Annotated in this window: 17 protein-coding genes and 1 tRNA gene; 10 read left to right on the top strand and 8 right to left on the bottom strand. The window is 74.6% G+C overall.

What is annotated here, in order from left to right; translation table 11 throughout:
* Window positions 1–26 precede the first annotated feature (26 nt).
* Window positions 27–1133: a hypothetical protein gene (locus QMQ26_RS18355; RefSeq protein WP_282202001.1), complete on the top strand. Its 1107-nt coding sequence runs from the start codon at window positions 27–29 to the stop codon at window positions 1131–1133.
* Window positions 1134–1444: 311 nt separating this feature from the next.
* Entirely contained in the window at window positions 1445–2788 is a 1344-nt protein-coding gene (locus QMQ26_RS18350) for a peptidoglycan-binding protein (protein ID WP_282202000.1), read from the top strand.
* An 18-nt stretch (window positions 2789–2806) separates the two neighbouring features.
* Here QMQ26_RS18350 and QMQ26_RS18345 read toward each other — a convergent pair whose 3' ends face one another.
* The 5 genes from QMQ26_RS18345 to QMQ26_RS18325 all read right to left on the bottom strand — a co-directional run bounded on the left by QMQ26_RS18345 (window position 2807) and on the right by QMQ26_RS18325 (window position 8540).
* A complete protein-coding gene (locus tag QMQ26_RS18345) occupies window positions 2807–3463 on the bottom strand; it encodes a TrmH family RNA methyltransferase (RefSeq protein WP_282201999.1) in 657 nt (218 codons plus the stop codon).
* Window positions 3460–5604 carry an FUSC family protein gene (locus QMQ26_RS18340; protein ID WP_282201998.1) on the bottom strand — a complete coding sequence of 715 codons (2145 nt, stop codon included), beginning with the start codon at window positions 5602–5604 and terminating at the stop codon, window positions 3460–3462. Before QMQ26_RS18340 ends, QMQ26_RS18345 begins: the two co-directional genes overlap by 4 nt.
* A 35-nt stretch (window positions 5605–5639) precedes the next feature.
* Entirely contained in the window at window positions 5640–6716 is a 1077-nt protein-coding gene (locus QMQ26_RS18335) for an HTTM domain-containing protein (protein ID WP_282201997.1), read from the bottom strand.
* Window positions 6713–7339 (bottom strand): DUF5819 family protein, encoded by a 627-nt coding sequence (locus QMQ26_RS18330; RefSeq protein WP_159073126.1) that lies wholly within the window; start codon window positions 7337–7339, stop codon window positions 6713–6715. Before QMQ26_RS18330 ends, QMQ26_RS18335 begins: the two co-directional genes overlap by 4 nt.
* Window positions 7340–7418: 79 nt before the next feature.
* Window positions 7419–8540, bottom strand: coding sequence for a rhodanese-like domain-containing protein (locus QMQ26_RS18325; RefSeq protein ID WP_282201996.1), 1122 nt, complete (start codon window positions 8538–8540; stop codon window positions 7419–7421).
* A gap of 216 nt (window positions 8541–8756) precedes the next feature.
* On the opposite strand from QMQ26_RS18325, the gene QMQ26_RS18320 reads away from it, so the two are divergent.
* A complete protein-coding gene (locus QMQ26_RS18320; protein ID WP_282206383.1) occupies window positions 8757–11480 on the top strand; it encodes a SpoIIE family protein phosphatase in 2724 nt (907 codons plus the stop codon).
* 19 nt (window positions 11481–11499) lie between these two features.
* On the opposite strand, the gene QMQ26_RS18315 is transcribed toward QMQ26_RS18320, so the two are convergent.
* Both QMQ26_RS18315 and QMQ26_RS18310 read right to left on the bottom strand, forming a co-directional pair.
* Window positions 11500–12159 carry a hypothetical protein gene (locus QMQ26_RS18315; protein WP_282206382.1) on the bottom strand — a complete coding sequence of 220 codons (660 nt, stop codon included), beginning with the start codon at window positions 12157–12159 and terminating at the stop codon, window positions 11500–11502.
* Window positions 12160–12475: 316 nt separating this feature from the next.
* Entirely contained in the window at window positions 12476–14257 is a 1782-nt protein-coding gene (locus tag QMQ26_RS18310; RefSeq protein WP_404814144.1) for a phosphatidylglycerol lysyltransferase domain-containing protein, read from the bottom strand.
* Between the two features lie 188 nt (window positions 14258–14445).
* Between QMQ26_RS18310 and QMQ26_RS18305 the strand changes: the two genes are divergently transcribed.
* Both QMQ26_RS18305 and QMQ26_RS18300 read left to right on the top strand, forming a co-directional pair.
* Window positions 14446–15114 (top strand): response regulator, encoded by a 669-nt coding sequence (locus QMQ26_RS18305; RefSeq protein ID WP_282206381.1) that lies wholly within the window; start codon window positions 14446–14448, stop codon window positions 15112–15114.
* Entirely contained in the window at window positions 15111–16352 is a 1242-nt protein-coding gene (locus tag QMQ26_RS18300) for a sensor histidine kinase (protein ID WP_282206380.1), read from the top strand. Before QMQ26_RS18305 ends, QMQ26_RS18300 begins: the two co-directional genes overlap by 4 nt.
* Before the next feature lie 136 nt (window positions 16353–16488).
* Here QMQ26_RS18300 and QMQ26_RS18295 read toward each other — a convergent pair.
* Window positions 16489–16572 (bottom strand) — tRNA-Leu (locus tag QMQ26_RS18295).
* 352 nt (window positions 16573–16924) lie between these two features.
* On the opposite strand from QMQ26_RS18295, the gene QMQ26_RS18290 reads away from it, so the two are divergent.
* Genes QMQ26_RS18290 through QMQ26_RS18270 form a run of 5 tightly spaced genes read left to right on the top strand, consistent with a single transcriptional unit; the run spans window position 16925 to window position 22891 of the window.
* Window positions 16925–17803, top strand: coding sequence for an FhaA domain-containing protein (locus QMQ26_RS18290; RefSeq protein WP_282206379.1), 879 nt, complete (start codon window positions 16925–16927; stop codon window positions 17801–17803).
* A 12-nt stretch (window positions 17804–17815) separates the two neighbouring features.
* On the top strand, window positions 17816–18340 hold the full coding sequence (locus QMQ26_RS18285) for an FHA domain-containing protein FhaB/FipA (RefSeq protein WP_100837202.1): 525 nt from the start codon (window positions 17816–17818) through the stop codon (window positions 18338–18340).
* Window positions 18341–18385: 45 nt separating this feature from the next.
* Window positions 18386–19897 carry a PP2C family protein-serine/threonine phosphatase gene (locus tag QMQ26_RS18280; RefSeq protein WP_282206378.1) on the top strand — a complete coding sequence of 504 codons (1512 nt, stop codon included), beginning with the start codon at window positions 18386–18388 and terminating at the stop codon, window positions 19895–19897.
* Between the two features lie 34 nt (window positions 19898–19931).
* Window positions 19932–21437 (top strand): FtsW/RodA/SpoVE family cell cycle protein, encoded by a 1506-nt coding sequence (locus QMQ26_RS18275; RefSeq protein ID WP_100837204.1) that lies wholly within the window; start codon window positions 19932–19934, stop codon window positions 21435–21437.
* Complete coding sequence (locus tag QMQ26_RS18270) at window positions 21434–22891, top strand: penicillin-binding transpeptidase domain-containing protein (protein WP_100837205.1); 1458 nt, start codon at window positions 21434–21436, stop codon at window positions 22889–22891. Before QMQ26_RS18275 ends, QMQ26_RS18270 begins: the two co-directional genes overlap by 4 nt.
* The last annotated feature ends 300 nt before the right edge of the window (window positions 22892–23191 follow it).

Here is a 23191-nt window from a genome sequence, read left to right as displayed (position 1 = left end):
AACCCGCCGGGTGGGAAGGGTGTCGCATGGGCTCACAACAACCTCAGCACTCCGGTCGGCTCCGGCTGGTCGGCCAGCGCGAGCACAGCGGCCGGCCGCCGTCGGGCGGCGGCGGCGAGCAGTCGCCGGTCGGCGTCGGCACCCCGCCGGTGGGCGTGTCCGTCCCGTCGGCCGGCCTCGGCAGCACGCCGACCGGCCTCGGCGCCCCGCCGACCGGCATACCCGTCCCGCCGGTCCTGCAGAGCGGCTTCGCCGACGTGCTCAACGCCGCCATCGAGACCAGCGGGCTCAGCCTCGACCGAATCCGGGCCGCCCTGGCCAAACAGGGCGTCAGGGTCAGTGTCACCACACTCAGTTACTGGCGGCGCGGACGCAGCCAGCCCGAGCGCGCCACCTCGCTGCGCGCCGTCCACCTGCTCGAGGAACTGCTCGGCCTGCGGCACGCCGCGCTCACCTCGCTGCTCGGCCCGCCCCGCCCGCGCGGCCGCTGGGTCACCCAGGGCCCGGCGCCCGACGGCCTGCGGGTCGAGCAGGTCTGGCCCGGCCAGGCCGAACTCGCCGAGGTCTTCGCCGAACTCGACGCCCCGCCGGCCGGCCAGCTGGAGCGCCAGTCCATCCACGACGCCTACTACGTCGACGCCTCCCGCCGCGGCCACCTGCTGCGGATGCGCCAGGTGGTCCGCGCCACCGTGGACGGCGTCACCCGGCACGTGGTGGTCCACAAGGCCGACGAGGGCGTCCAGACCTGCCCCGAGATCACCTCCGTCCGGCACGCCCGCCTCGGCCGGGTCCGCCGCCGCCCGCTCAGCGGGCTGCTGGTCGCCGAACTGCTGCTCGACCGGCCGCTGGGCCTCGGCGACTCCACCGTCCTGGAGTACGAGGTGCAGATCCCCGACTCCGGCCCCACCATCGACTACGGACGCTTCTTCGCCGCGCCGGTGCGGGAGTACGTCCTCCAGGTGCACTTCGACCCCGCCACCGTCCCCGTCCAGTGCGAGCGCTTCGACCGCGCCCCCGGCGCCGAGGTCGACCGCCACCGCGAGCCGCTGTGGATCGGCGCCTCGGCCAGCGCCCACGTCCTCACCGCCGACCAGCAGCCCGGCCAGGTGGGCATCCGCTGGCAGTGGGAGTAGTCGCGGCGCCCGGTCGGGCTCCCGCGCGGCTCCGTCCCGCCCTCCCCTTCCCTCCGCTTCCTTCCCCATCCTTCCCTTTCCTTCCCGTTTGCTCCCTTTCGTTCCACTTCGTCACATTTACCTCGGTTTCATCCGCTTTCCTCCGTTTCACCCCTTTCCTCCCACCGGTCGTGACCGGCCCCGCCACGCCCGACCCCGCGGTGCGGCCGTTCACCCGAACCGCCCTGCCGGACCGCCCATCGGGTGGTCCGCACCGCTCCCCGCGGGGAACGTGAGTCCCACTCACCGAGGAAAGGCAGGACCCCGTGCTGATGGAGTTCAGCGATGTCGAGCCGGACGCCTCCTGCGGCTGTCCGGGCTGCGCCGACCGCCGCCTGGCCCGTTCGCTCGCCGCCCGACCGGGCCGGTGCTCCGCCCGCGGGGCGCGCCGCGCGGCCTTCCTGCTGGCCGCCGTCGGCGGCGTCCTGGGCGCCGGGACGGCCGGCGTCACCGCCGCGCCGCGCACCGACAGCAGCCCGTCGATACCCGACTCGCCCCAGGGCGGGGTGGCCGGCCCGTACGGCGCCGAAGTCCAGCCCAGACGCTCGATATCCGCCCAGCCCGCCACCACCCGGGCCGAGATCCTGCAACGGGCCCGGGCCTGGGTGGCCCGGAAAGTGCCGTACAGCATGAGCACGTACTGGTCCGACGGCTACCGCCAGGACTGCTCCGGCTTCGTGTCGATGGCCTGGGGCCTGGGCAGCAGCCAGACCACCTGGACCCTGCCGGACTTCGCCGACCGGATCACCAAGGACGACCTCCAGCCCGGCGACGCGCTGATCTACAACAACCCCAAGGACCCGCAGGGCGGCTCGCACGCCGTGCTGTTCGGCGGCTGGCTGGACGCCGCCCGCACCAGGTACACCGCCCTGGAGCAGACCCGCCCGGGCACCACCGAGCGCAGCACCCCGTACGCGTACTGGAGCAACGCGAGCGGCTACCTCCCGTACCGCTACAAGGGGTTGAGCCAGCCGATGCCCGCGCCGGACGCCGACGCCTTCCCGGGGGCGGACACGTTCGGGCCGGGGAAGGTCAACCCGTACGTGACGCGGCTGGGCACCATGCTGGTCGAGCGCGGCGGCGGGCGGTTCTACCACGAGGGCCCCAGCCCCGACTGGGGCGAGGCCGACCGGCAGGCCACCGAGGCGTTCCAGCTGGCCCAGGGCTGGCGCGGCGCCGAGGCCGACGGCTACCCCGGCAAGGACACCTGGGACCTGCTGGTGCACCACAAGGGCAAGGACATCCCCCCGGCCGCCCCGGCCGCCACCGCCCCCGCGCCCGCCCCCGGCACCCCGGCTCCCGGTGCGCCCGTGCCCGCCCCCGGCACCCCCGCCCCGCCGCCACCGACCGCTCCGACCACCCCGCCCGCCCCGCCCGCTCCGCCCTTCCCGGGTGCCGGCCGGTTCGGCCCTGGGCAGGTCAACGACGACGTGCTGCTGCTCGGCCGGCAACTGGTCCGCAAGGGCTACGGTGCCGCCTACCGGGAGGGCCCGAGCCGGGACTGGGGCGAGGCCGACCGCCTCAACGTGGCCGCCTTCCAGCGCGCCCAGGGCTGGACGGGCGCCGAGGCCGACGGCTACCCGGGCCCGCACACCTGGAAGCTGCTGTTCGCCTGACCCCCGGCGGGAGCGCGCTCAGGGCGCGGCGTGCTCCCGCACCCACGCGTGCATGGCGATCGCGGCGGCGGCCCCCGCGTTGATCGAGCGGGTGGAGCCGAACTGGGCGATCGAGCAGACCGCCGCCGCGTGCTCCCACGCCTCGGGCGTCAGCCCCGGCCCCTCCTGCCCGAACAGCAGCACGCAGCGCTCGGGCAGCCGGAAGGTCTCCAGCGGCACCGCGCCCGGCAGGTTGTCGATGCCGATCACCGGCAGCCCGCGCTCGGCGGCGTACCCGGCCAGCGAGGCCACCGAGCCGTGGTGGCGCACGTGCTGGTAGCGGTCGGTGACCATGGCGCCGCGCCGGTTCCAGCGCCGCCGCCCCACGATGTGCACCTCACCGGCCAGGAAGGCGTTCGCGGTGCGCACCACCGAGCCGATGTTGAAGTCGTGCTGCCAGTTCTCGACCGCGACGTGGAAGCCGTGCCGCCGGGTGTCCAGGTCCGCGACGATCGCCTCGTGCCGCCAGTAGCGGTAGCCGTCCACCACGTTGCGGCGGTCCCCGGCGGCCAGCAGCTCCGGGTCCAGCCGGGGGTCGTCGGGCCACGGCTCGGGGTGCGGGCCGACGCCGATCTCCCGGTCGTCGCCAAGGTCGTCGTACTGCGCGCCCGACTGGGGCACCGAGGTGTCGCTCACGCCCCCAACGGTACGGGCTCCGGGCGGGCCGGCTGCGGCCGCGTCCGCACCGCGCGCTCCAGCTCGGTCAGGGCCTGCATGACCAGCCGGGCCCCGGCCCGGACGACGTCGATCCGGTCGTCCCGGGGCAGCGCGGCGAGCTGGTGGTCCCAGGTCCGGTGGGCCTCGCGCAGCAGAGTGAAGTCGACGTCCTGGCCGAGCAGCACCGAGGCGGCGGCCAGCGCGGTGGCGTCCCGCAGCTCTTCGCCGAACGCGCCGGCCCCGGGCACCGGCGGGGCGTCCTCGCCGGGCAGGTGGGCCTCCAGCAGGACGGTGGAGCGGTCCAGCATGCCGACCGCGGAGCGGGCCTTGTCGAACTGCTTGCGGCTCAGCTCCGGCACCTGCTCGGAGTGCCGCACCGGCTCCACCTCGGCCCGGTCCAGCGCCGCCAGCATCTCGCTGCGGGCCTCCCGCACGTCCAGCAGCGCCGGCCGCACCTCCCGCTCGGCCCGCCCGCCCGCCGGGTCCCCGTACGCGCCGAACACCGCCGCCGCGTACCGCCCCGCCGAGGCCAGCCACTCGGCGAGGCGCTCCGGCAGCCGGGCGGTCTGCCAGGTCGGGAACAGCGCGTACGCGGCGAGCGCGACGAAACCGCCCAGCAGCGTCATCGACACCCGGTCCACGGCCAGTTTCACCGGGTCGCCGGGCTGGAGGCCGAGCAGGAACACCACGTACGAGGAGATCGCCACCGTCATCACCGCGTACCCGGTGCGCATGGTCAGGTAGGCCAGGCCCATGCAGCACACCGCCAGCACCGCCAGCACCCAGTCCCCGGGGTCGAACAGCTGCACCACCGCGGTGGAGAGCAGCACCCCGGCGGCCGTCCCGGCCACCCGGGCCACGCCGCGGCTGAAGGTCTGCGCGAAGTCCGGGCGCATCACCATCGCGGAGGTCATCGGCGCCCAGTAGCCGTGCTCGATCCGCAGCAGCCGGGACGCCAGGTAGGCGGAGGTGACCACCACGGCCATCCGCGCCGCGTGGTGGAAGATCGCCGAGTGCCGGTGCAGCTGCCGCCCGACGGTGGCCAGCGCGGCGGGCGCGACCTTGACCAGCGGCGGGCGGCGCAGGCCGGTGGTGGTGGGCGCGGTGCGGGACTGCACGGTGGTGCGGTCCTGCCGGTCCAGCCGGTCGGCGGCCCGGCCCAGCAGGCCGGACAGCCGGCGGGCCGAGCGGCGGGCGGCGCCGCGCAGCAGGTCCTCGCCGCTGCCGGGGCGGGCCAGCGCCAGGCCGGGGGTGTCCCTGGGCAGCCGGACCGGGTCGCCGCTGCGGATCGCCCGGGCCAGCGCGTCCAGCACGTCGGCGGCGGCGGCCAGCACCTCGCGGGCCCGGTCCCGCTCGGCGCCCTCCTCGGCGGCCCCGACCCGGGGGTCGGCGAGCGCGGCCAGCGCGGGGCGGATTCGCTCGGCGATGGTGCGCAGGCCGCGCAGCTCGGGCGGGCGGCGCCTGGCCTGCCGGGCGGTCAGCCGGGCGGCCTGCCGCCCGACGATGAACGGCTCCGGGTCGACCTGCGCCACCGGGTCGTGGCGCAGCCGGCGGGCGTAGTCGCCGAGCCCGGCGTAGATGTCGGCGAGCGCGTCGCGCTGGGCCCGCCAGCTGTCGATCGGCCAGACCGTCACCACCAGGGCCTGGACGGCGCCGCCGACCGAGCAGAGCAGCCCGTGCTCGACCGCGGTGGGCACCGAGACCGGCAGCTGCACCACCACCATCATCACGGCCAGCGTGTTGGCGGCGACCACGCCCGCGGTCGGCCCGATCGCCCAGGCCAGCCCGGCGCCGAACGCCCACAGCGCGAGCACCACCGGGAACGCGCCGGGAATGCCCACCGCGACGTAGCCCAGGAAGGTCGACAGGCCCAGCCCGGCGGCCGCCGCCAGCGCCAGCGAGGCGCGCGGCCGGAACGAGCGCTGGAAGGTCGCGGTGCCGGCGATGAACGCGCCCATCGCCGCCGAGGTCGCCTGCGCGGGCCCGTACAGGAACAGCGCCGGGAAGACCACCAGCGCGGCGGCCACCGCCCCGCGCAGCGCGCGCCTGGGGTTGGTCAGCGAGCGGTCCACGGTCAGCCCGGCCCGCGCGGTGTCGCGCAGGGCCGTGAACCAGGACATACCGCGAGCTTATCGACTTTTCGGCACTCGGCCCGTCAGGCGGTCGGCTCCCCGGCCCGCTCCGCCGCCGACCCGCCGCCGGCCGGACCGTCCGTCGGCTCGTCGGCCGGCCCGTCCGTCGGCCCGTCCGTCGGCTCCCGCTCCGCCGCCGCCTCCCGTGCCCGTCGCCGGCCGGCCAGCCGTCCCTGGACCGCCAGCAGGAACGCGGTGGGCAGGAACACCGCGTCCGCGGAGATCATCGCCAGCGAGAAGAACGGCAGCCCCAGCAGTACCGCGATCGCCAGGTGCTCGACCACCATCACCGCCAGCAGCACGTTCTTCAGCCGCCGCGCGGCCAGCGAGAACGGGAAGCCGACCTGCATGACCACGGTGCCGTAGGTCAGCGCGAAGGTGACCAGCAGGCTGCCGCCGAGCAGCCCGGACAGCTCCGGCCAGGGGGCGAAGTACTCCAGTTTCAGCGGGTAGAAGACCGCGGTGCCGTCCTGCCAGCGCGAGCCCTGGACCTTGTACCAGCCGGCCGTGGCGTACACCAGCACCACCTGGACGGCGATCACCAGCATCGCGCCGTTGTGCAGCATCGCGGCCAGCGCGTCGGCCAGCGCCCGCGGCTCGCTCCACCCGGCCGGGTCCCGGCCGGGCTTGCGGGCCCGGCGGCGGGCGTCCAGCGACCAGACCGTCCCGCAGCGGGTGAGGACCAGGTAGATCGCCATCAGGTGGACCAGGTTGTCGCCGCCGTCGCCGAGGAACACGTTGCGGTTCTGCAGCGACAGCACGGTCAGCGCGAACAGCACCGAGGAGGCCCGGGTGCGCCAGCCCAGCGCCGTCGCCCCGGCCGAGAGCAGCGCCAGCAGGTACACCGCCTCGAACCACCAGCGGCCGTCGCTCCAGGACAGCGCCGTGAACGCGTGGGTGTCGGCCAGCAGCCGGCCGTTCAGCTCCGCCGACCAGGGCGAGAGGTCCCCGTACAGCACCCGCCGGTGCGGCCACTCGCGCAGCAGGTACCCGCCCCAGGTGCCGGCGGTGCCGATCCGCACCACGGCGGCCTGGTACGGGGCGAGGGTGGTCAGCAGGCGCGGCAGCGCGGCCCGGACCGCGGCGGGCGCGCCGGTCACCACAGGCCCTGCCGGTCCTCGGCCTGCACCGGCCACCAGGGCAGCTCGCGGGCGTGCGGGGCGGTGTCGACCTGCTCGCCGCTCCAGGGCGGCGGGGCGACCGCGGTGACGGTGGCCCGCAGCTGGACCTGGATCACCCGGTCGCCGCCGGGCCCGGTCCGCTGCAGGGCGATCCGCTTCAGGTACTGCTCGGCGAGCTCGCCGCGGCTGCCGGCCGCGGCGGGCGCGTCGCCCTCGCCGTGGGTGGACTCGTAGAAGTCCCAGGCCCGGCGCAGCAGGTTCTGGTCCAGGTGGCTGGGCGCCGGGTCGTGCCGGATCGCCGCCCAGTCCTCGGCGCTCAGCCCGTGCCACTCGCCGGTGGCCACCTGCCCGTCCGGGCCGATGGTCCGCACCCGGGCGTCCACCGCGACGTTGCGCTGCAGCGGGTCCGGCGCGAACAGCTTCCAGTTCTGCTCGAACTCCGGGTAGACCACCGCGTCCAGCTCGGAGCGGTACTCCTTCGACACCGAGTTGGCGGGCGCCACGGCCAGGAAGAGCGCGCCGAGGAACGCCAGGACGCAGGCTCCCAGCCCCACCCCGGCGACCACCAGCACCACCCGGGCGGGCTTGGACCAGACGCGCACGGCCGACATCCTGCCGCACCGCCCACGCGTTCGAACAGGGGTCGGAGCCCTTGCACCGCCCCGCGGCGGACCACGGGGGCTACAGGACGAACGGCTCCCGGCCGGTCCCGCTCACCATCGGGCGCCCGGCGGCCTCCCAGGCGAACATCCCGCCGTCCACGTTGACCGCGTCCCGGCCGCCCGCCACCAGGTACTGCACCACCTGGGCGGAGCGGCCGCCGACCCGGCACATCACGTACAGCCGGCCCTCGGGCAGCTCGTCGAGGCGGGCCACCACCTGGCCGATCGGGACGTGCAGCGCGCCCTCCACGTGCCCGGCGTCCCACTCGTCCTGCTCGCGGACGTCGAGCAGGACGGCGTCGGCGGGCACCGAGGCGGCGTCGGCGGTGGGCAGCTGAGCGAACATCGGGGCGGTCTCCTGGGGTGCGTGGGACGGTTGGTGGTGCCCATTGTCGGGCAGGAGCGCGGCCAGTCTCGCCTGCCGGTCCGCGGCGGTGGCCAGCAGCTGCTCGGCGAGCTCCTCCAGCAGCCGCTCCGGCTCCTCGGGCCGCAGCAGCAGCAGCTCGCCCATCGGGGTGCGCTCCAGCCGGACCCGCTCCACCGCCAGCGCGGTGATCCGGCCGGTCAGCCACTCCAGGCGCTGGCGCAGCCAGGCCAGCCGGTCGGGCGAGTCCGCGGCGGGCGCCGAGTCCGGGGAGGTGGACCACTCCTCGGCCAGCCGCTCCAGCCCCTCGGCGTCGGCCAGCGCGTACGCCTCGTTGACCCGGGCGATGAACCCCGAGCGGCGCTCCTGCTCGGCCGGGTCGGTGGTCAGGTCGGGGTGGGCCCGGCGGACCAGCTCGCGGTAGGTGCGCTGGGCCTCCTTGCCGGGCCGCACCCGGCGGGCCTCCGGCTCGCCCTCGCGCGGGCCGCGCTCCTCCGGCGGCTCGACCCGCTCCCGGGCCTCCCGGGCCCGCCGCAGGTCCTCCGGGTCGCCGCTGAGCACCGCCACCGACTCGGCGATCAGCGCGTCCAGCTCGTCCAGCTCGGCGTAGAGCGGACCCAGCAGCTGGTGGTGGGCCAGCGCGAAGTTGTCGATCTCCACCCGCAGGGTGGCCACGTCGACGTCCAGGGTCAGCCAGGCCAACTCGGCCGCCGCGACCCGCTCCTCCAGGTCCTGCCGCTCCGGGTCCGCCCACACCTCGACGCTCGGTACGCTCACCCTGGCCACCCTACCGGGGCCCGGCACACCGCCGACCGGGTGACACCGGTAGCACTCCCGGGGGCGCGCGGCGGACGACACGCAACTGATACTGACGAATCTGCCCGATTGGCTACCTGCCCCCGGCATCTCCGTGCTTCATTGGAGGGCGCGTGCGAGGACGCGCGCACCGGCCAGGAGGAGCAGCTAGCACAACAAAGGGGCAGACCGATACCCATGGTGGACCAGCCCGATCCCACACCCCCGGCCGGAGTGGTCGCCCTGCTCCGGGTCGCCGCCGTGCTGGTCGACCCGGACGGCCGGATCGCGCTGTGGAACCGCACCGCGGAGGAACTGTTCGGCCACCGCGCCGAGGTCGCCCTCGGCCGCACCGCGCACGGCCTGCTGCCCGCGGTCGAACCCCGCCCCGAGGGCTCCGGCCCGGCCCAGCGCTGCGACGCCCTCGACACCCTGGACGACCTCGTCCTGGACGGCCCGTGGGCCGGGCCGATGACCGTGCACGACCGCGAGGAGCGGCTGCGCGACGTCCTGTGGTGGGCCTACCCGCTGGTCGAGCCGGTCGGCCGCTCGCTGCTGGTGCTGGCCGTCGACGCCCGCCCGCTGCGCGCCGCCGGCCCCCGGATCGCCCTCGGCGAGCGCCTGGTCCCGTACGCCGCCGCGCCCGCCGCGGCCCGCCCGCAGCAGGTCGCCGCCGCCTTCGCCCTGCCCGGCCCGGGCCGCGCCGAGGCGCTCGCCGCGCTGCTCCCGCCGGGCTCCGCCGAGCGCCGCCGCCGGCTGCTGGACGCCCTCGCCCAGGCCGGGCCGCCCGCGCTGCGGGTGGACGGCGCGGCCGTGCTGCCCGTGGTCCCGCTGCCGTCCGCCCCGGAGGGCGCCGGCACCGCCCGGGCCGCCGCCGGGATCGGCCGCCGCTACCCCACCGCGCAGCAGCGCGCCGCCCGCCGCGCCGCGGAGCCGCCGCACCCGGGCGCCCCGGGCGCCGCCGGGTCGCGCCCCCCGGCCGCCGGGCCCGCGACCGCCCATCGGGACGCGCCGCGGCCCGGCCGCACCGTCCCCGGACCACGCGAAGCCGCCGCCCACCGCCCGGACCCGGGAGGCCCCGTCATCGAACCCGCAGCCGCCCCCGACCCGACCGCCGTCACCGACCCGACCGCCGTCACCGACCCGACCACCGTCACCGACCCGACCACCGCGCCCGCGCCCGCGCCCGCCGCGCCCGCCGTCGTCCCGCCGAGCCGGACGGCCGGCTCCGGCACCGGCGTGGAGGTGGTCCGCGGGCTGCCCGACGACGGCGACCTGGCGCTGCTCGCCTCGATCGGCAGCCAGGTCGGCACCACCCTGGACCTGGACACCACCGCCCGCGAACTGTGCGAGGTGCTGGTCCCCCGGGTCGCCGACTTCGCCTGCGTCGACCTGCTCGACGGCCTGATCTCCGACTCCGAGCTGCCCGTCGGGGCGCCCGACGACGCCACCATGCTGCGCCGGGTCGCCCGCACCTTCAACGCCGCCTCGCCGTGCTGGGGCCACGTCCTGGACGAGGGCGCGCTGCTGGCCATGCCGCGCTCCACCCCGCCCGGCCTGGCCCTGCAGGAGAACCAGCCGGTGCTGGTCCCGCTGATCTCGCCGGACGTCGCGGTCGACTACGCGGCCTCGCTCGGCGGCCCCGAGCTGGAGCCGGCCGTGGTCGGCCGCTCGATGCTGGTGCTGCCGCTGTCCGCCCGCGGCACCGTGCTGGGCATCCTCAAGCTGCTGCGGCTCTCCGACCGGACCCCGTTCACCCGCTCCGACGCCGACACCTTCAAGGAGGTCGCCGCCCGCGCCGCGCTCTCCCTGGACAACGCCCGGCTGCACCGCGCCGAGTCCAAGGTCGCCACCACGCTCCAGCGCTCGATGATCCCGACCCGCCCGCCGCGGATTCCCGGCGTCCAGATCGCCCACCGCTACATGCCCGGCGACCGCAAGGCCGAGGTCGGCGGCGACTGGTTCGACGCCATCCAGCTGCCCGGCAGCCGGGTCGCCCTGGTGGTCGGCGACGTGATGGGCCACGGCCTGCACTCGGCCGCCGCGATGGGCCGCTTCCGCACCGCCATGCAGACCCTGGCCGCCCTCGACCTGCCGCCCGCCCAGCTGCTGCGCCACCTCGACAACCTGGCCCACAAGCTCGGCGACGACCACCTGGCGACCTGCCTGTACGCCGTCTACGACCCGATCAACCGCACCTGCGAACTCGCCTCGGCCGGCCACGTCCCGCCGGTGCTGGTGCACCCCGACGGCCGCGGCGAACTGCTGGAACTGCCCTCCGGCGCGCCGATCGGCGTCGGCGGGGTGCCGTTCCAGACCAAGCAGATCGACGTCTCGGACGGCTCGATGCTGGTGCTGTGCACCGACGGCCTGGTCGAGGTGCGCGGCGGCGACATAGGGGCGGGCCTGGCGGCGCTCTGCGGCAACCTGATCGACCCCAAGCAGACCCCCGACGAGGCCTGCGACACCGTGCTGAACACCCTGCACTCCGACGACCGGCAGGACGACATCGCGCTGCTGGTGGCCCGCTTCGACGGCGTCCCGCCGACCGAGGTCGCCACCTGGCAGCTCGGCGTCACCGAGCTGGAGGTCGGCCGGGCCCGCAGCCTGGTGCGCGACCAGCTCGCCGCCTGGCAGCTGACCGCGCTCTCCGAGACGGTCGAACTGCTGGTGTCCGAACTGGTCACCAACGCGGTCCGGGTGGCCCGGGCCGAAGTGCAGCTGCAGCTGATCCGGGTCGACAAACTGCTGGTCGAGGTCAGCGACGACAACCACAACCTGCCCTCGCTGGAGCCCGCCGACGCGTTCTCCGAGCACGGCCGCGGCCTGAACCTGGTCAGCAAGCTGTCCGAGAAGTGGGGCACCGCCCGCAAGGCGGTCGGCAAGGTCGTCTACTTCGAGATGCCGCTGCCGCGCGGCTGACCGCCGCCCGCCCGCCGGGTCAGGACGCCACCGCCCTGGCCCGGCCCTGCGCGGCCACCGCCGCCGCCGCGCCGACCCCGGTCAGCACCCGCGGCCAGTAGTCGCCGAACACCTCGACCCAGACCGCGATCAGCACCGCGGTGCTGATCGCCACCAGGTGCTCCAGCCCGGCCAGGTTCGGCAGCAGCAGCGCCTCCACCACCATCGACAGCGCCACCGCCCCGCCCGTCCACCAGGCCCGGCAGCGCAGCGCCACCACCACGGCCAACGCCACCACCGCCGCCGAGGGCCCGGTGTCCCGCACGTACGCCACCCAGCGCGGGAAGCCCAGCGCGTGGTGCGGGCCCAGCGCCACCCCGACCCGGGCGAACAGCGTGCCCGCCAGGGTGCAGGCGTACGCCACCACCAGGGTCAGCCGCCGCCCCAGCACGATCTCGGCCGCCCCGAACACCAGGAACACCTGGGCCAGCGCCCCCCACACCGGCAGGTCCAGGGCCGGCACGTACAGCGACAGCGGGGTGCGCAGCAGCGACACGTCCAGCGGCAGCGCCGCCTTCACCACCCCGATGTCGGAGACCAGCCGGTCCCCGCCCGGCAGGTGCTGGACCACCGAGAACAGCAGCACCAGCGCGGTCGCCGCGGTCGCCAGCGGCACCGCGGCGAACCTCCGCCGCGCCACCCGCTCCTTCACGGAAGCGAAAAGCTCCCCCCACTCCGCGACCGCGGCCCGGCGGAACACCGCCCAAAGCCCCGACCGCACGCCCCCCGCGCGGGTGATCTGCTCCACGTCCCGGCTCTCCCGTCCGATTCCGTGCCGACTTCCGCCGTCGATTTCTCTTCTGCTCCCCGACTCCGACCCTACGCACCGGGCCGAACCGCGGCATCAGCCCCGGAGACCATTCCCGGCCTCCTCCCGGAGGCTGACCCCGGGCCCGCTCCGCCCCCCGGCGGAGGGACCTCCCCCTCCCGGGCCGTTCCCGGCCGGGAAGCGTTCCTCACCCGTGCCGGCGGCGGAACAGCGCCGGCATCGTGGGGGCCGTGATGAACCCCTCCGCGCGGGCCGAGGCGATGCCGATCCGGGGAATCTCGCCGCTCTTCTCGAAGAGCAGGTACCGCGGTTCCCAGATCGGCCGGTACTTCGCGTTCGCCCGGTACAGCGACTCGATCTGCCACCAGCGCGAGAAGAAGCCCAGCACCGAGCGCCACAGCCGCAGGACCGGGCCCGCGCCCAGCTTCGAACCGCGCTCGAACACCGACCGGAACATCGCGAAGTTCAACGACACCCGTTCCAGCTCGACCTCTCCGGCGCGCTGCAGGAGTTCGATCACCATGAACTCCATCAGGCCGTTCTCGCTGTCCCGGTCGCGCCGCATCAGGTCCAGCGACAGGCCGTGCGCGCCCCACGGCACGAAGCTCAGCAGCGCCCGCAGCTCGCCGTCCCCGTCGAAGCACTCCAGCATCACGCAGCGCCCGTCGCCCGCGTCGCCGAGCCGCCCCAGCGCCATCGAGAAGCCGCGCTCGGTCGCGCCGTCCCGCCAGTGGTCGGCCTTGGCCACCAGCTCGGCCATCTCGCACTCCGGGATGTCCCCGTGCCGGCGGATGCGCACCGTGTAGCCGGCCCGCTTGACCCGGTTGTACGCCTGCCGGACCACCCGCATCGCCCGGCCGTCCAGCGAGAACTCGTCCAGCTCGACGATCGCCTCGTCGCCCAGCTCCAGCGCGTCCAGCCCGTGCCGGGCGTAGATCACCCCGGCCTCCTCGGAGGCGCCCATCACGGCCGGCACCCAGGCGTGCTCGCGGGCCTCGGCCAGCCAGGCGTCGATCGCCCCCGGCCAGGCCTCCGGGTCGCCGATCGGGTCGCCGGACGCCAGCGTGACGCCGCCGACCACCCGGTAGGCGATCGCCGCCTTCCCGGACGGCGAGAACACCACCGCCTTGTCCCGGCGCAGCGCGAAGTAGCCCAGCGAGTCCCGCTCGCCCTGCCGGTCCAGCAGCTCGCGCAGCCGGCTCTGGTCCTCGTCGCTCTGCAGCTCCTCGCCGCGCGGCGAGCGGAACGCCACGTACAGCACGAACAGGAACAGCACCGCGCTCATCGCGTTGATCGCCGCGTTCACCCAGGTCGGCACCGAGACCACGTCGAGGACCCGCTCCGACGGGGTCAGCGTGATCATCCGGTGCACCGCGTAGCTGAACCGCGTCCCGAAGCCCGCGCCGGCGACCTCGTTGGTCAGCTGCACCAGCAGCGAGCCGATCAGCCCGCCCAGCAGCAGCCCGCCGACCGCCGCGGCGGCCGCGGTCTTCGGGTTCGAGCGGTCGCCCTTGGAGGTGAACTCCCGGCGGGAGAACAGCAGCGCGACCAGGAACAGGCCGGTCAGCACGATCGAGAAGTAGTTCCACGGGTGGTCCCGGTACCGGTCGCCCCAGGCCATCCAGGCCAGGTAGCCGAGGAACGTCAACCCGGCCAGGCCGGTGTTGAAGATCCACGCCGCCCGCTTGCGGCGGCGCATCGCCACCGCCAGGAACAGCGCCAGGAGCATCGAGGTCAGGCCGGCGGTCATCAGGTAGGGGGTGAAGAACTCCCCCTCGTTGTGACGCTGCACCTGGTCCCGGAACGGCACCGAGAGCACCGCCGCCAGGTTCAGCAGGGCCACCAGCCGCAGGTACCAGACCGTCGACGCGGCGGCCCTGAGCCGCCACCGTGCCAGCGGGCCGGGGCCTTCGCCCCGGGAGGGGGACACGGCCGGGGAAGCCGTCTTCACAGTGGACACAGCAACCATTCCAGACGATCGATCACAGGGGCGCATCCGCTCGCGGTTCGGCGCACTCGACCCCGATTTCCATGGTTGCCCAGCCCGGATGAGAATTGCGTGAATCCGGTAGCGGATTCCCACCCCCGCCGATCGGCGGGGGTGCCGGACCGCCCCGGCCCCCAACCGCCCCCCACCGGGGAGAGACAGGGAGAGACATGCCGCCGACCCGGGTCCTAATCGTGGACGACGAGGTGCTGGTCCGCTCCGGGCTCGGCCTGATCGTCGGCACCGCACCCGACCTGGAGGTGGTCGGCGCCTGCTCCGGCGGCCAGGCCGAGCAGCTGGCCCGCGAACTCGCCCCCCGGGTCGTCCTGCTCGACGTCCGGATGCCCGACCTGGACGGCATCAGCGTGCTGCGCCGGCTGCGCGCGCTGCCCGACCCGCCCGCCGTCGCCATGCTCACCACCTTCGACACCGACGAGCACATCGGCACCGCGCTGCGGGCCGGGGCGGCCGGGTTCCTGCTCAAGGACACCGCCCCCGAGCAGCTGGTGCACGCCGTCCGGGTGCTCGCGGCCGGCGGCAGCGTGCTCTCCCCGACCGTCGCCCGCACCGTGATCAGCGGCTACGTCGAGGGCGGCGGCCCCGACACCGCCGCCGCCGACCTCACCGGCCGGCTCACCGGGCGCGAGCTCGACGTCCTGGCGCTGCTCGGCGAGGGCCTGTCCAACGCCGAGATAGCCGACCGGCTGTTCCTGGGCACCGGCACCGTCAAGGACCACATCAGCGCCATCCTGGCCAAGCTCGGCGCCGCCAACCGGGTCCAGGCCGCCGTCATCGCCCACCGCGCCGGGCTGGTCCGCGAGCGGAGGGACGGGGAGTGAGCCCCGCGGCCGCCGCGGCCCCCGGACACCGCCCGGAACCCCCCGGGACCGCAGCGCCCCCGACGCCCCCGGGGCCCGCCGGGCCGCGCCGCCCGGTCCGAGCCCGCGCCCGCGCCCGCGCCCGCGCCTGGCTGCGCTCCCCGCGCACCACCCTGCTGGCCCCGGTGCTGCTCGCCGCGATGGACTCCGCGCTGGTCGCCAAGGGTTCCGCGCCCTGGCAGCTGGCCCTCTCCGCGCTGTCGGTGGCCGCCCTGCTGGCCCGCCGCCGCCTCCCGCTCACGGTGGCCCTGCTCACCCTGCCCGGCGCGTTCTTCAACGAGATCTGGCTGGCCCCGCTGACCGCCGTCTACGCGGTCGCCGCCGCCCGCCCCCGGCCCGGCGTCCCGGTCGCCTGCGCCACCGCCTTCGCCCTGGTCGAGTTCTTCCACTGGCCCTTCGACCCCGGCCTGTTCGAACTCAGCCGGGACAACGCGCTGTACGGCATCCAGTCGGTGATGCTCGGCGCCGGACCGGCCGCCCTCGGCATGCTCGCCCGCACCCGCGGCGAACTCGCCGAGCGGGTCACCGAGCTCACCGCCGGCCGGCAGCGCGAGAGCCGGCTGCTCGCCGAACAGGTGCTGACCGCCGAACGCGCCCGGCTGGCCCGCGAGATGCACGACGTGGTCTCCCACCAGGTCAGCCTGATCTCGATCCAGGCCGGGGCGCTCCAGGTCTCCAGCACCGACCCGGCCGCCCGGGACGGCGCCCGCACCATCCGCGAACTCTCGGTCCGCACCCTCGACGAACTCCGCCAGATGGTCGGCGTGCTGCGCGCCGCCGGCGGCCCCGGCACCCCGCTCGCCCCGCAGCCCACCCTGGCCGACCTGCCCCGGCTGATCGAGGGCAGCGGCCTGGCCGTCACCAGCCGCCTCGACCCGGGCCGCCGGAACTGGCCCGAGGCCGTCGAACGGGCCGCCTACCGCACCGTCCAGGAGGGCCTCACCAACATCAGCAAGCACGCTCCCGGCGCCCCGGTCACCGCCCGGGTCACCGCCCGCGGCGGCCGGCTGCACGTCGAGGTCCGCAACGGCCCCCCGCCGCTGCGCCCGACCGGCCCCGGCCAGGACGCCCCGCTGCCCGGCGGCGGCCACGGCCTGATCGGCCTGCGCGAACGCGCCGCCCTGCTCGGCGGCACCTTCACCGCCGCCGCCACCCCCGACGGCGGCTACGCCCTGCACGCCGTGCTGCCCGCTCCCTGAGAACCGCGGGAGCCACGGAAAACGCGGGAGCCGTGAGAACCGCGGGAGCCGTGAGGAGCCGCGAGAACCGTTCCGGGCCGTCACCACCGGAGAACGAGAAAGCCCCGCAGGTCCGTGGACCTGCGGGGCTTCACTGTGCGCGAGGGGGGAGTTGAACCCCCACGCCCTTTCGGGCACTGGAACCTGAATCCAGCGCGTCTGCCTATTCCGCCACCCGCGCATGGGTGTTGTCTTCAGTTGCTTACCGCTTCTTCCGACCTGTCGAGAAGCTTACCGCATCTCTCGGGGTCTTCCGTTCGGCTCCCTCTCGGGCGCCCCTTCCGACATGGAAAACATTAGCACGCCCCACGCCGCACCTGCGAATCCATTCCGCCCGGCCCCCCGCACGGGCCCGCCCGGCCCGCAACCGGAGGCCGGACGAACGCGTGAGCGGGCCGTCCGGCGGGTACCCCTCCGGGCGCGACCTAGCCGGGGAACCGTACGGAAGGGCCGGGCGTGGATACGATCAGTACGGAAGTACCGCTTTCCAGCCGACGAACCGGCCCGTCCGACGCCCTGAGAGGGGGTGCCCCGTGGGAGTCCTGAAGAAGTTCGAGCAGCGACTCGAAGGTCTCGTGAACGGCACCTTCGCGAAGGTGTTCAAGTCCGAGGTCCAGCCGGTGGAGATCGCCGGTGCCCTGCAGCGCGAGTGCGACAACAACGCCACCATCTGGAACCGGGACCGCACGGTCGTCCCGAACGACTTCATCGTCGAGCTCAGCCCGCATGACCACGAGCGGCTCAGCCCCTACGCCACCCAGCTCGGCACCGAGCTGGCCGGGATGGTCCGCGAGTACGCGGAGGCCCAGCGGTACAGCTTCATGGGGCCGCTCCAGGTCGCCCTAGAGAAGGCCGACGACCTGGACACCGGCCTGTACCGGGTGCGCAGCCGCACGCTGGCCGCCGAGGAGCCCCAGCGGGCCCCGGCCCCGCCGTCCGCCGCCCAGCCCGGGTACGGCCGCCCGCCGACGCCGCCCGCGCCCGGCGCGCCCTGGCACCAGGGCGCGTCCGCCGCGCCCTACGGCGCCCCGCCGCCGCCCCCCGCGCCCCCCGCGATGCCGCCCGCGGCGTCCGCCGCCCCGTCGGCCGGGAACGTCCGGCCCTTCCCCGGCGCGGGCCACGGCGGCGCCGGCACCCGGCGCTGGATCGAGGTGAACGGCGCCCGGCACCAGATCAGCCAGAACGCGGTGGTGCTCGGGCGCTCCACCGAGGCGGACATCCGGATCGACGACCCCGGGGTGTCCCGCAAGCACGCGGAGATCCGCCCCGGTACGCCCGCGATGGTCCTGGACCTGGGTTCCACCAACGGCATCGTGGTGGACGGGCAGCACACCCAGCGCGCTACGCTCCGCGACGGCTCCCGGATCGTCCTGGGGTCGACCACCATCGTCTACCGACAGGTCGAAGGGTAGAAGCGGGCCGGTATGTCTGATCTGACCCTGACGGTCATGCGGCTGGGCTTCCTCGCCGTCCTCTGGCTGTTCGTCATCGTCGCGGTGCAGGTGATCCGCAGCGACCTGTTCACCACCAAGGGCGCCGCGCGCACCGCCCAGCGCTCCCCCGCCCCCGCGCCGGCCCAGGCCGCGACGGGCCGCGGGCCGCAGGGGCAGCCCGCCCCGGCCGCCCAGCAGGCGCAGGCCCGGCAGCGCCGCGGCCAGCCCACCCACCTGGTGGTGACCCAGGGGTCGCTGGCCGGGACGACCGTCGCCCTGCAGGGCCAGACCGTCACGCTGGGCCGGGCGCACGACTCCACCATCGTCCTGGACGACGACTACGCCTCCTCCCGCCATGCCAGGATCTACCCCGATCAGGCTGGGCAGTGGACGGTGGAGGATCTAGGCTCCACCAACGGCACCTATCTCGACCGGCAGCGGCTCACCACGCCGACGCCGCTCCAGATCGGCGTGCCGATCCGAATCGGCAGGACCGTCATCGAGCTGCGGAAGTAGTCAGCGCATGAGGACCAGCTCCACCCGAAGGAGGGCCCGGACAGCATGAGTCTCGTGCTGCGCTTCGCCGCCGGCTCGCACAAGGGCCTGATCCGTGAAGGGAACGAGGACTCCGGCTACGCCGGGCCCCGGCTGCTCGCGGTGGCCGACGGCATGGGCGGGGCGGCGGCCGGCGAGGTCGCCTCCTCCGAGGTCCTCGGCTCGATCGTCCGGCTCGACGAGCCGCACCCCGGCGCCGACCTGCTGAGCCTGCTCAACGAGGCGGTGCAGACCGCCAACGAGCGGCTGCGGCAGATGGTCGAGCAGGACCCGCAGCTGGAGGGCATGGGCTGCACCCTCACCGCGCTGCTCTGGGACGGCCAGCGGATGGGCCAGGTGCACATCGGCGACTCCCGGGCCTACCTGCTGCGCGACGGCCGGCTCGACCAGATCACCCAGGACCACACCTGGGTGCAGCGGCTGGTCGACGAGGGCCGGATCACCGCCGAGGAGGCCGAGACCCACCCGCAGCGCTCGCTGCTGATGCGCGCCCTGGACGGCCGCGGCCAGGTCGAGCCCGACCTGTCGATCCGCGAGGTCCGGGCCGGCGACCGGTACCTGATCTGCTCCGACGGCCTGTCCGGCCCGGTCAGCCACCAGACCCTGGAGGAGACGCTCGGCAGCTACTACGCGCCCGAGCAGACCGTCCAGGAGCTGATCCAGCTGGCGCTGCGCGGCGGCGGCCCGGACAACATCACCTGCATCGTCGCCGACGTGATCGACGTCGGCGCCACCGACCAGCTCAGCGGCCAGGCCGTCGAGGCCCCGGTGGTGGTCGGCGCGGTCGCCGAGAACCAGCCGCACCACTACAACGACCCGCAGCTGCTGGACACCCCGGCCGGCCGCGCCGCCGGCCTCGGTCGCGGCCCGGCCCCGCAGGGCGCCTTCGGCCCGGCCCAGGGCTACCAGGGCGGCTACGAGCAGCAGCAGCCCGGCTACGGCGCCCCCGCGGGCGACTTCGGCCCCCCCGAGGGCTACGGCGCCCCGGCGGACGACTTCACCCGGGCCGGCTTCGCGGCCGGCGAGGGCGGCTACGGCGCGGCCGGCGAGGAGTTCGACCAGGACGCCCCGGCCGAGCACCGGAAGAAGAAGCGCGGCCTGAAGCTGACCCTGATCGGCGTGCTGGTGCTCGCGGTGCTCGGCGCCGGCGGGTTCTTCGCCTGGCAGTGGAGCCAGGACCAGTACTACGTCGGCGTCCAGGACGGCCACGTCGCGGTCTACCGCGGCCTCGACCAGAACCTGGCCGGCATCGAGCTCAGCTCGGTCTACCAGCCGTTCACCGACGTCGAACTCAAGTACCTGCCCGCCTACCAGCAGGACCAGGTGGCCAAGAAGATCCAGGCCGACGGCCTGGCCGACGCCCGGAAGCAGGTCGACGCGCTGCGCGCGCAGGCCGCCGTCTGCAAGAAGGTCGCCGAGTCCACGACCGCCCCGGCCACCGGGGAGGGCACCGAGCCGTCCGCGCCGCCGCTGACCGAACAGGAGCAGCAGCTCGCCGCGTCCTGCCCGGCCCGGTAGGGCCGCGGGCGAACCCGGGGGGTTTCACACAGGCATGAGCACCTTCGACGTGAGCGGCGGCCGCACGCCCGCCACCGGGCGCCGCCGCGCCACCGGCCGCGGCACCCCGGACACCGTGCCGAACCGGCGCAACACCGAGCTGCTGATGCTGGCCTTCGCGGTGGCCGTCCCGGTCTTCGGGTACGCCAACGTGGGCCTGGCGATGGACGGCACGCTGCCCGCCAACATCCTGGCCTACGGCCTGGGCCTGGGCGTGCTGGCCGGCCTCGCGCACCTGGCGGTGCGCCGCTTCGCCCCGTACGCCGACCCGCTGCTGCTGCCGCTGGCGACGCTGCTCAACGGGCTCGGCCTGGTGATGATCTGGCGGCTCGACAAGGCCGGCGACCTGCTGCGCAACAACTACCCGGCGACCACCAACCAGCTGATGTGGTCGGGCCTGGGCATCGCGCTGTTCATTGGCGTGATGTGGCTGCTCAAGGACCACCGGATCCTGCAGCGCTACACCTACATCTCGATGGTGGTGGCGCTGGTGCTGCTGGCCGCGCCAGCCTTCTTCCCGTCCCAGGACGCGAACTTCGGCGCGAAGATCTGGATTCGCTTCGGGTCCTTCTCGATCCAGCCCGGCGAGTTCGCCAAGATCATCCTGACCGTCTTCTTCGCCGGCTTCCTGATGGTGAAGAAGGACGCCCTGGCGCTGGCCAGCCGCAAGTTCATGGGCCTGTACCTGCCGCGCGGCCGCGACCTCGGGCCGATCGTGGTGGTCTGGCTGCTGTCGATCCTGATCCTGGTGTTCGAGACCGACCTCGGCTCGTCCTTCCTGTTCTTCGGCCTGTTCGTGGTGATGCTGTACGTGGCCACCGAGCGGACCAGCTGGATCGTCTTCGGTCTGCTGATGTCCTTCGGCGGCGCCGCGGTGGTGGCCACCAGCGAGCCGCACGTGAAGACCCGGATCAACGCCTGGCTGGACCCGATGGCGGCGTTCGGGCCGCACCCGCCCAAGCAGTCCTCGGAGCAGATCGGCCAGACCCTGATGTCGCTGGGCTCCGGCGGCACCATCGGCACCGGCCTGGGGCAGGGCCGCAGCTGGCTGATCCAGTTCGCGGCGAAGAGCGACTTCATCCTCGGCTCGTTCGGCGAGGAACTGGGCCTGACCGGCCTGATGGCGATCTTCCTGGTGTACGGCCTGGTCGTGCAGCGCGGCCTGCGCACCGCGCTGGCCGCCCGCGACCCGTTCGGCAAGCTGCTCGCGGTCGGCCTGAGCTCGGCGTTCGCGCTCCAGGTGTTCGTGGTCGCGGGCGGCGTCACCGGCCTGATCCCGCTGACCGGCATGACCATGCCGTTCCTGGCCCAGGGCGGTTCCTCGGTGGTGGCCAACTGGGCGCTGATCGCCATCCTGATGAAGATCAGCGACACCGCCCGCCGCCCGGCCGCCGAACCGACCGCCGAGCCGGCCCCGGCGATCCCGGAGCCGGCCGGTCCCGACCGGTACGGGCCGCCCGGGTACGGCGCGCCGGACCAGAGCAGGGGAGCGTCCTCGTGAACAAGCCGATCCGCCGGGTGTCGATCTTCTGCCTGGTCCTGGTGCTGGCGCTGATGGTCCGGGTCAACTGGGTGCAGGGCGTGCAGGCCTCGGCCTGGGCGGGCAACCCGCACAACGACCGGGTGAAGTACGACCGGTACGCCTACCCGCGCGGCAACATCATCGTCGCCGGCCAGCCCGTCACCAAGTCCGACTTCGTCAACGGCCTGCGCTACAAGTACAAGCGCTCCTGGGTGGACGGGCCGATGTACGCGCCGGTCACCGGCTACTCCTCGCAGATCTTCGACTCCAGCCAGCTGGAGAAGCTGGAGGACCCGGTGCTCTCCGGCACCGACTCCCGGCTGTTCTTCCGCAACACCCTGGACATGCTGACCGGCAAGCCCAAGCAGGGCGGCGACGTGGTCACCACCATCGACCCGAAGGTGCAGAAGGCCGGCTTCGAGGGCCTGGGCAACCGCAAGGGCGCCGCGGTGGCGATCGACCCGCGCACCGGGGCGATCCTGGCGCTGGTCTCCACCCCGTCCTACGACCCGGGCACCTTCGCGGGCGGCGGCGACAGCGACTCCGCGGCCTGGACGGCGCTGCAGAACGACCCGAACCAGCCGATGCTGAACCGGGCGCTGCGCCAGACCTACCCGCCCGGCTCGACGTTCAAGCTGGTCACCGCGGCGACCGCGTTCGAGACCGGCAAGTTCAAGAACCCCACGGACACCACCGACACCCCGGAGACGTACATCCTGCCGGGCACCAGCACCCCGCTGGTCAACGACAGCCCCGACGAGCCCTGCACGAACGCCACCCTCGCCTCGGCGATGGCCATCTCGTGCAACACGGTGTTCGGCAAGATCGGCGCCGAGCTCGGCAAGGACGCGCTGCGCGCGCAGGCCGAGAAGTTCGGCTTCAACAACGACAAGCTGGACGTCCCGGTCCGGGCCGCCGCCAGCTACTACCCCAGCGGCTCCTCCCCCGACGGCACCGCGATGGACGCCATCGGCCAGCACGACACCCGGGCCACCCCGCTGCAGATGGCCATGGTGGCCGCGGCGGTCGCCAACAACGGCTCGCTGATGCAGCCCTACCTGGTCGCCCAGGAGGGCTCGGCGGGCCACGCCATCTCCACCCACTCCGAGCACCAGCTGAGCCAGGCCGTCTCGCCGGACACCGCGCAGAAGCTCCAGCAGCTGATGGAGGGCGTGGTGAAGGAGGGCACCGGCAAGAAGGCGGCCATCCCGGGCGTGACGGTCGGCGGCAAGACCGGCACCGCGCAGCACGGCCAGGACAACGCGGGCAAGCCGTTCGCCTGGTTCGTCTCCTACGCGAAGGACTCCGCCGGCAAGCAGGTCGCGGTCGCGGTGGTGGTCGAGGACGGCGCGGCGCAGAGCTCGGAGATCTCCGGCGGCTCGCTGGCCGCGCCGATCGCCAAGTCGATGATGCAGGCGGCCCTCGGCAAGTAGGCCCGGCGACCGGGCCCGGGAAGCGGGCTGCGGAGCGGCCCGGTCGCATGCGTCACATTCCGGCCGCCGGTCCTCGATCGGCGGCCGGAATTGTCACAATGGGACGGTCCTGGTCGATATCGGTCCGGTCTCAGCTGACGGTCCGCGCGGGCCCGCCCAGGTCGGCCCGGTAGCGTATCCGCCAGCAGCGGGTGTACCCGCAGCCGGAGACCGTGGCCGGAGCCGTGCAACCGCGGCGGCGGCCGCCGCGTCCGAAGAGAGCGTGCGGGGACACCTACGTCACATCCTCACCTGCCGGTG

The organism is Kitasatospora fiedleri (assembly GCF_948472415.1).
GTDB lineage: Bacteria > Actinomycetota > Actinomycetes > Streptomycetales > Streptomycetaceae > Kitasatospora > Kitasatospora fiedleri.
This window is presented reverse-complemented; position numbering and strand designations above follow the sequence as displayed.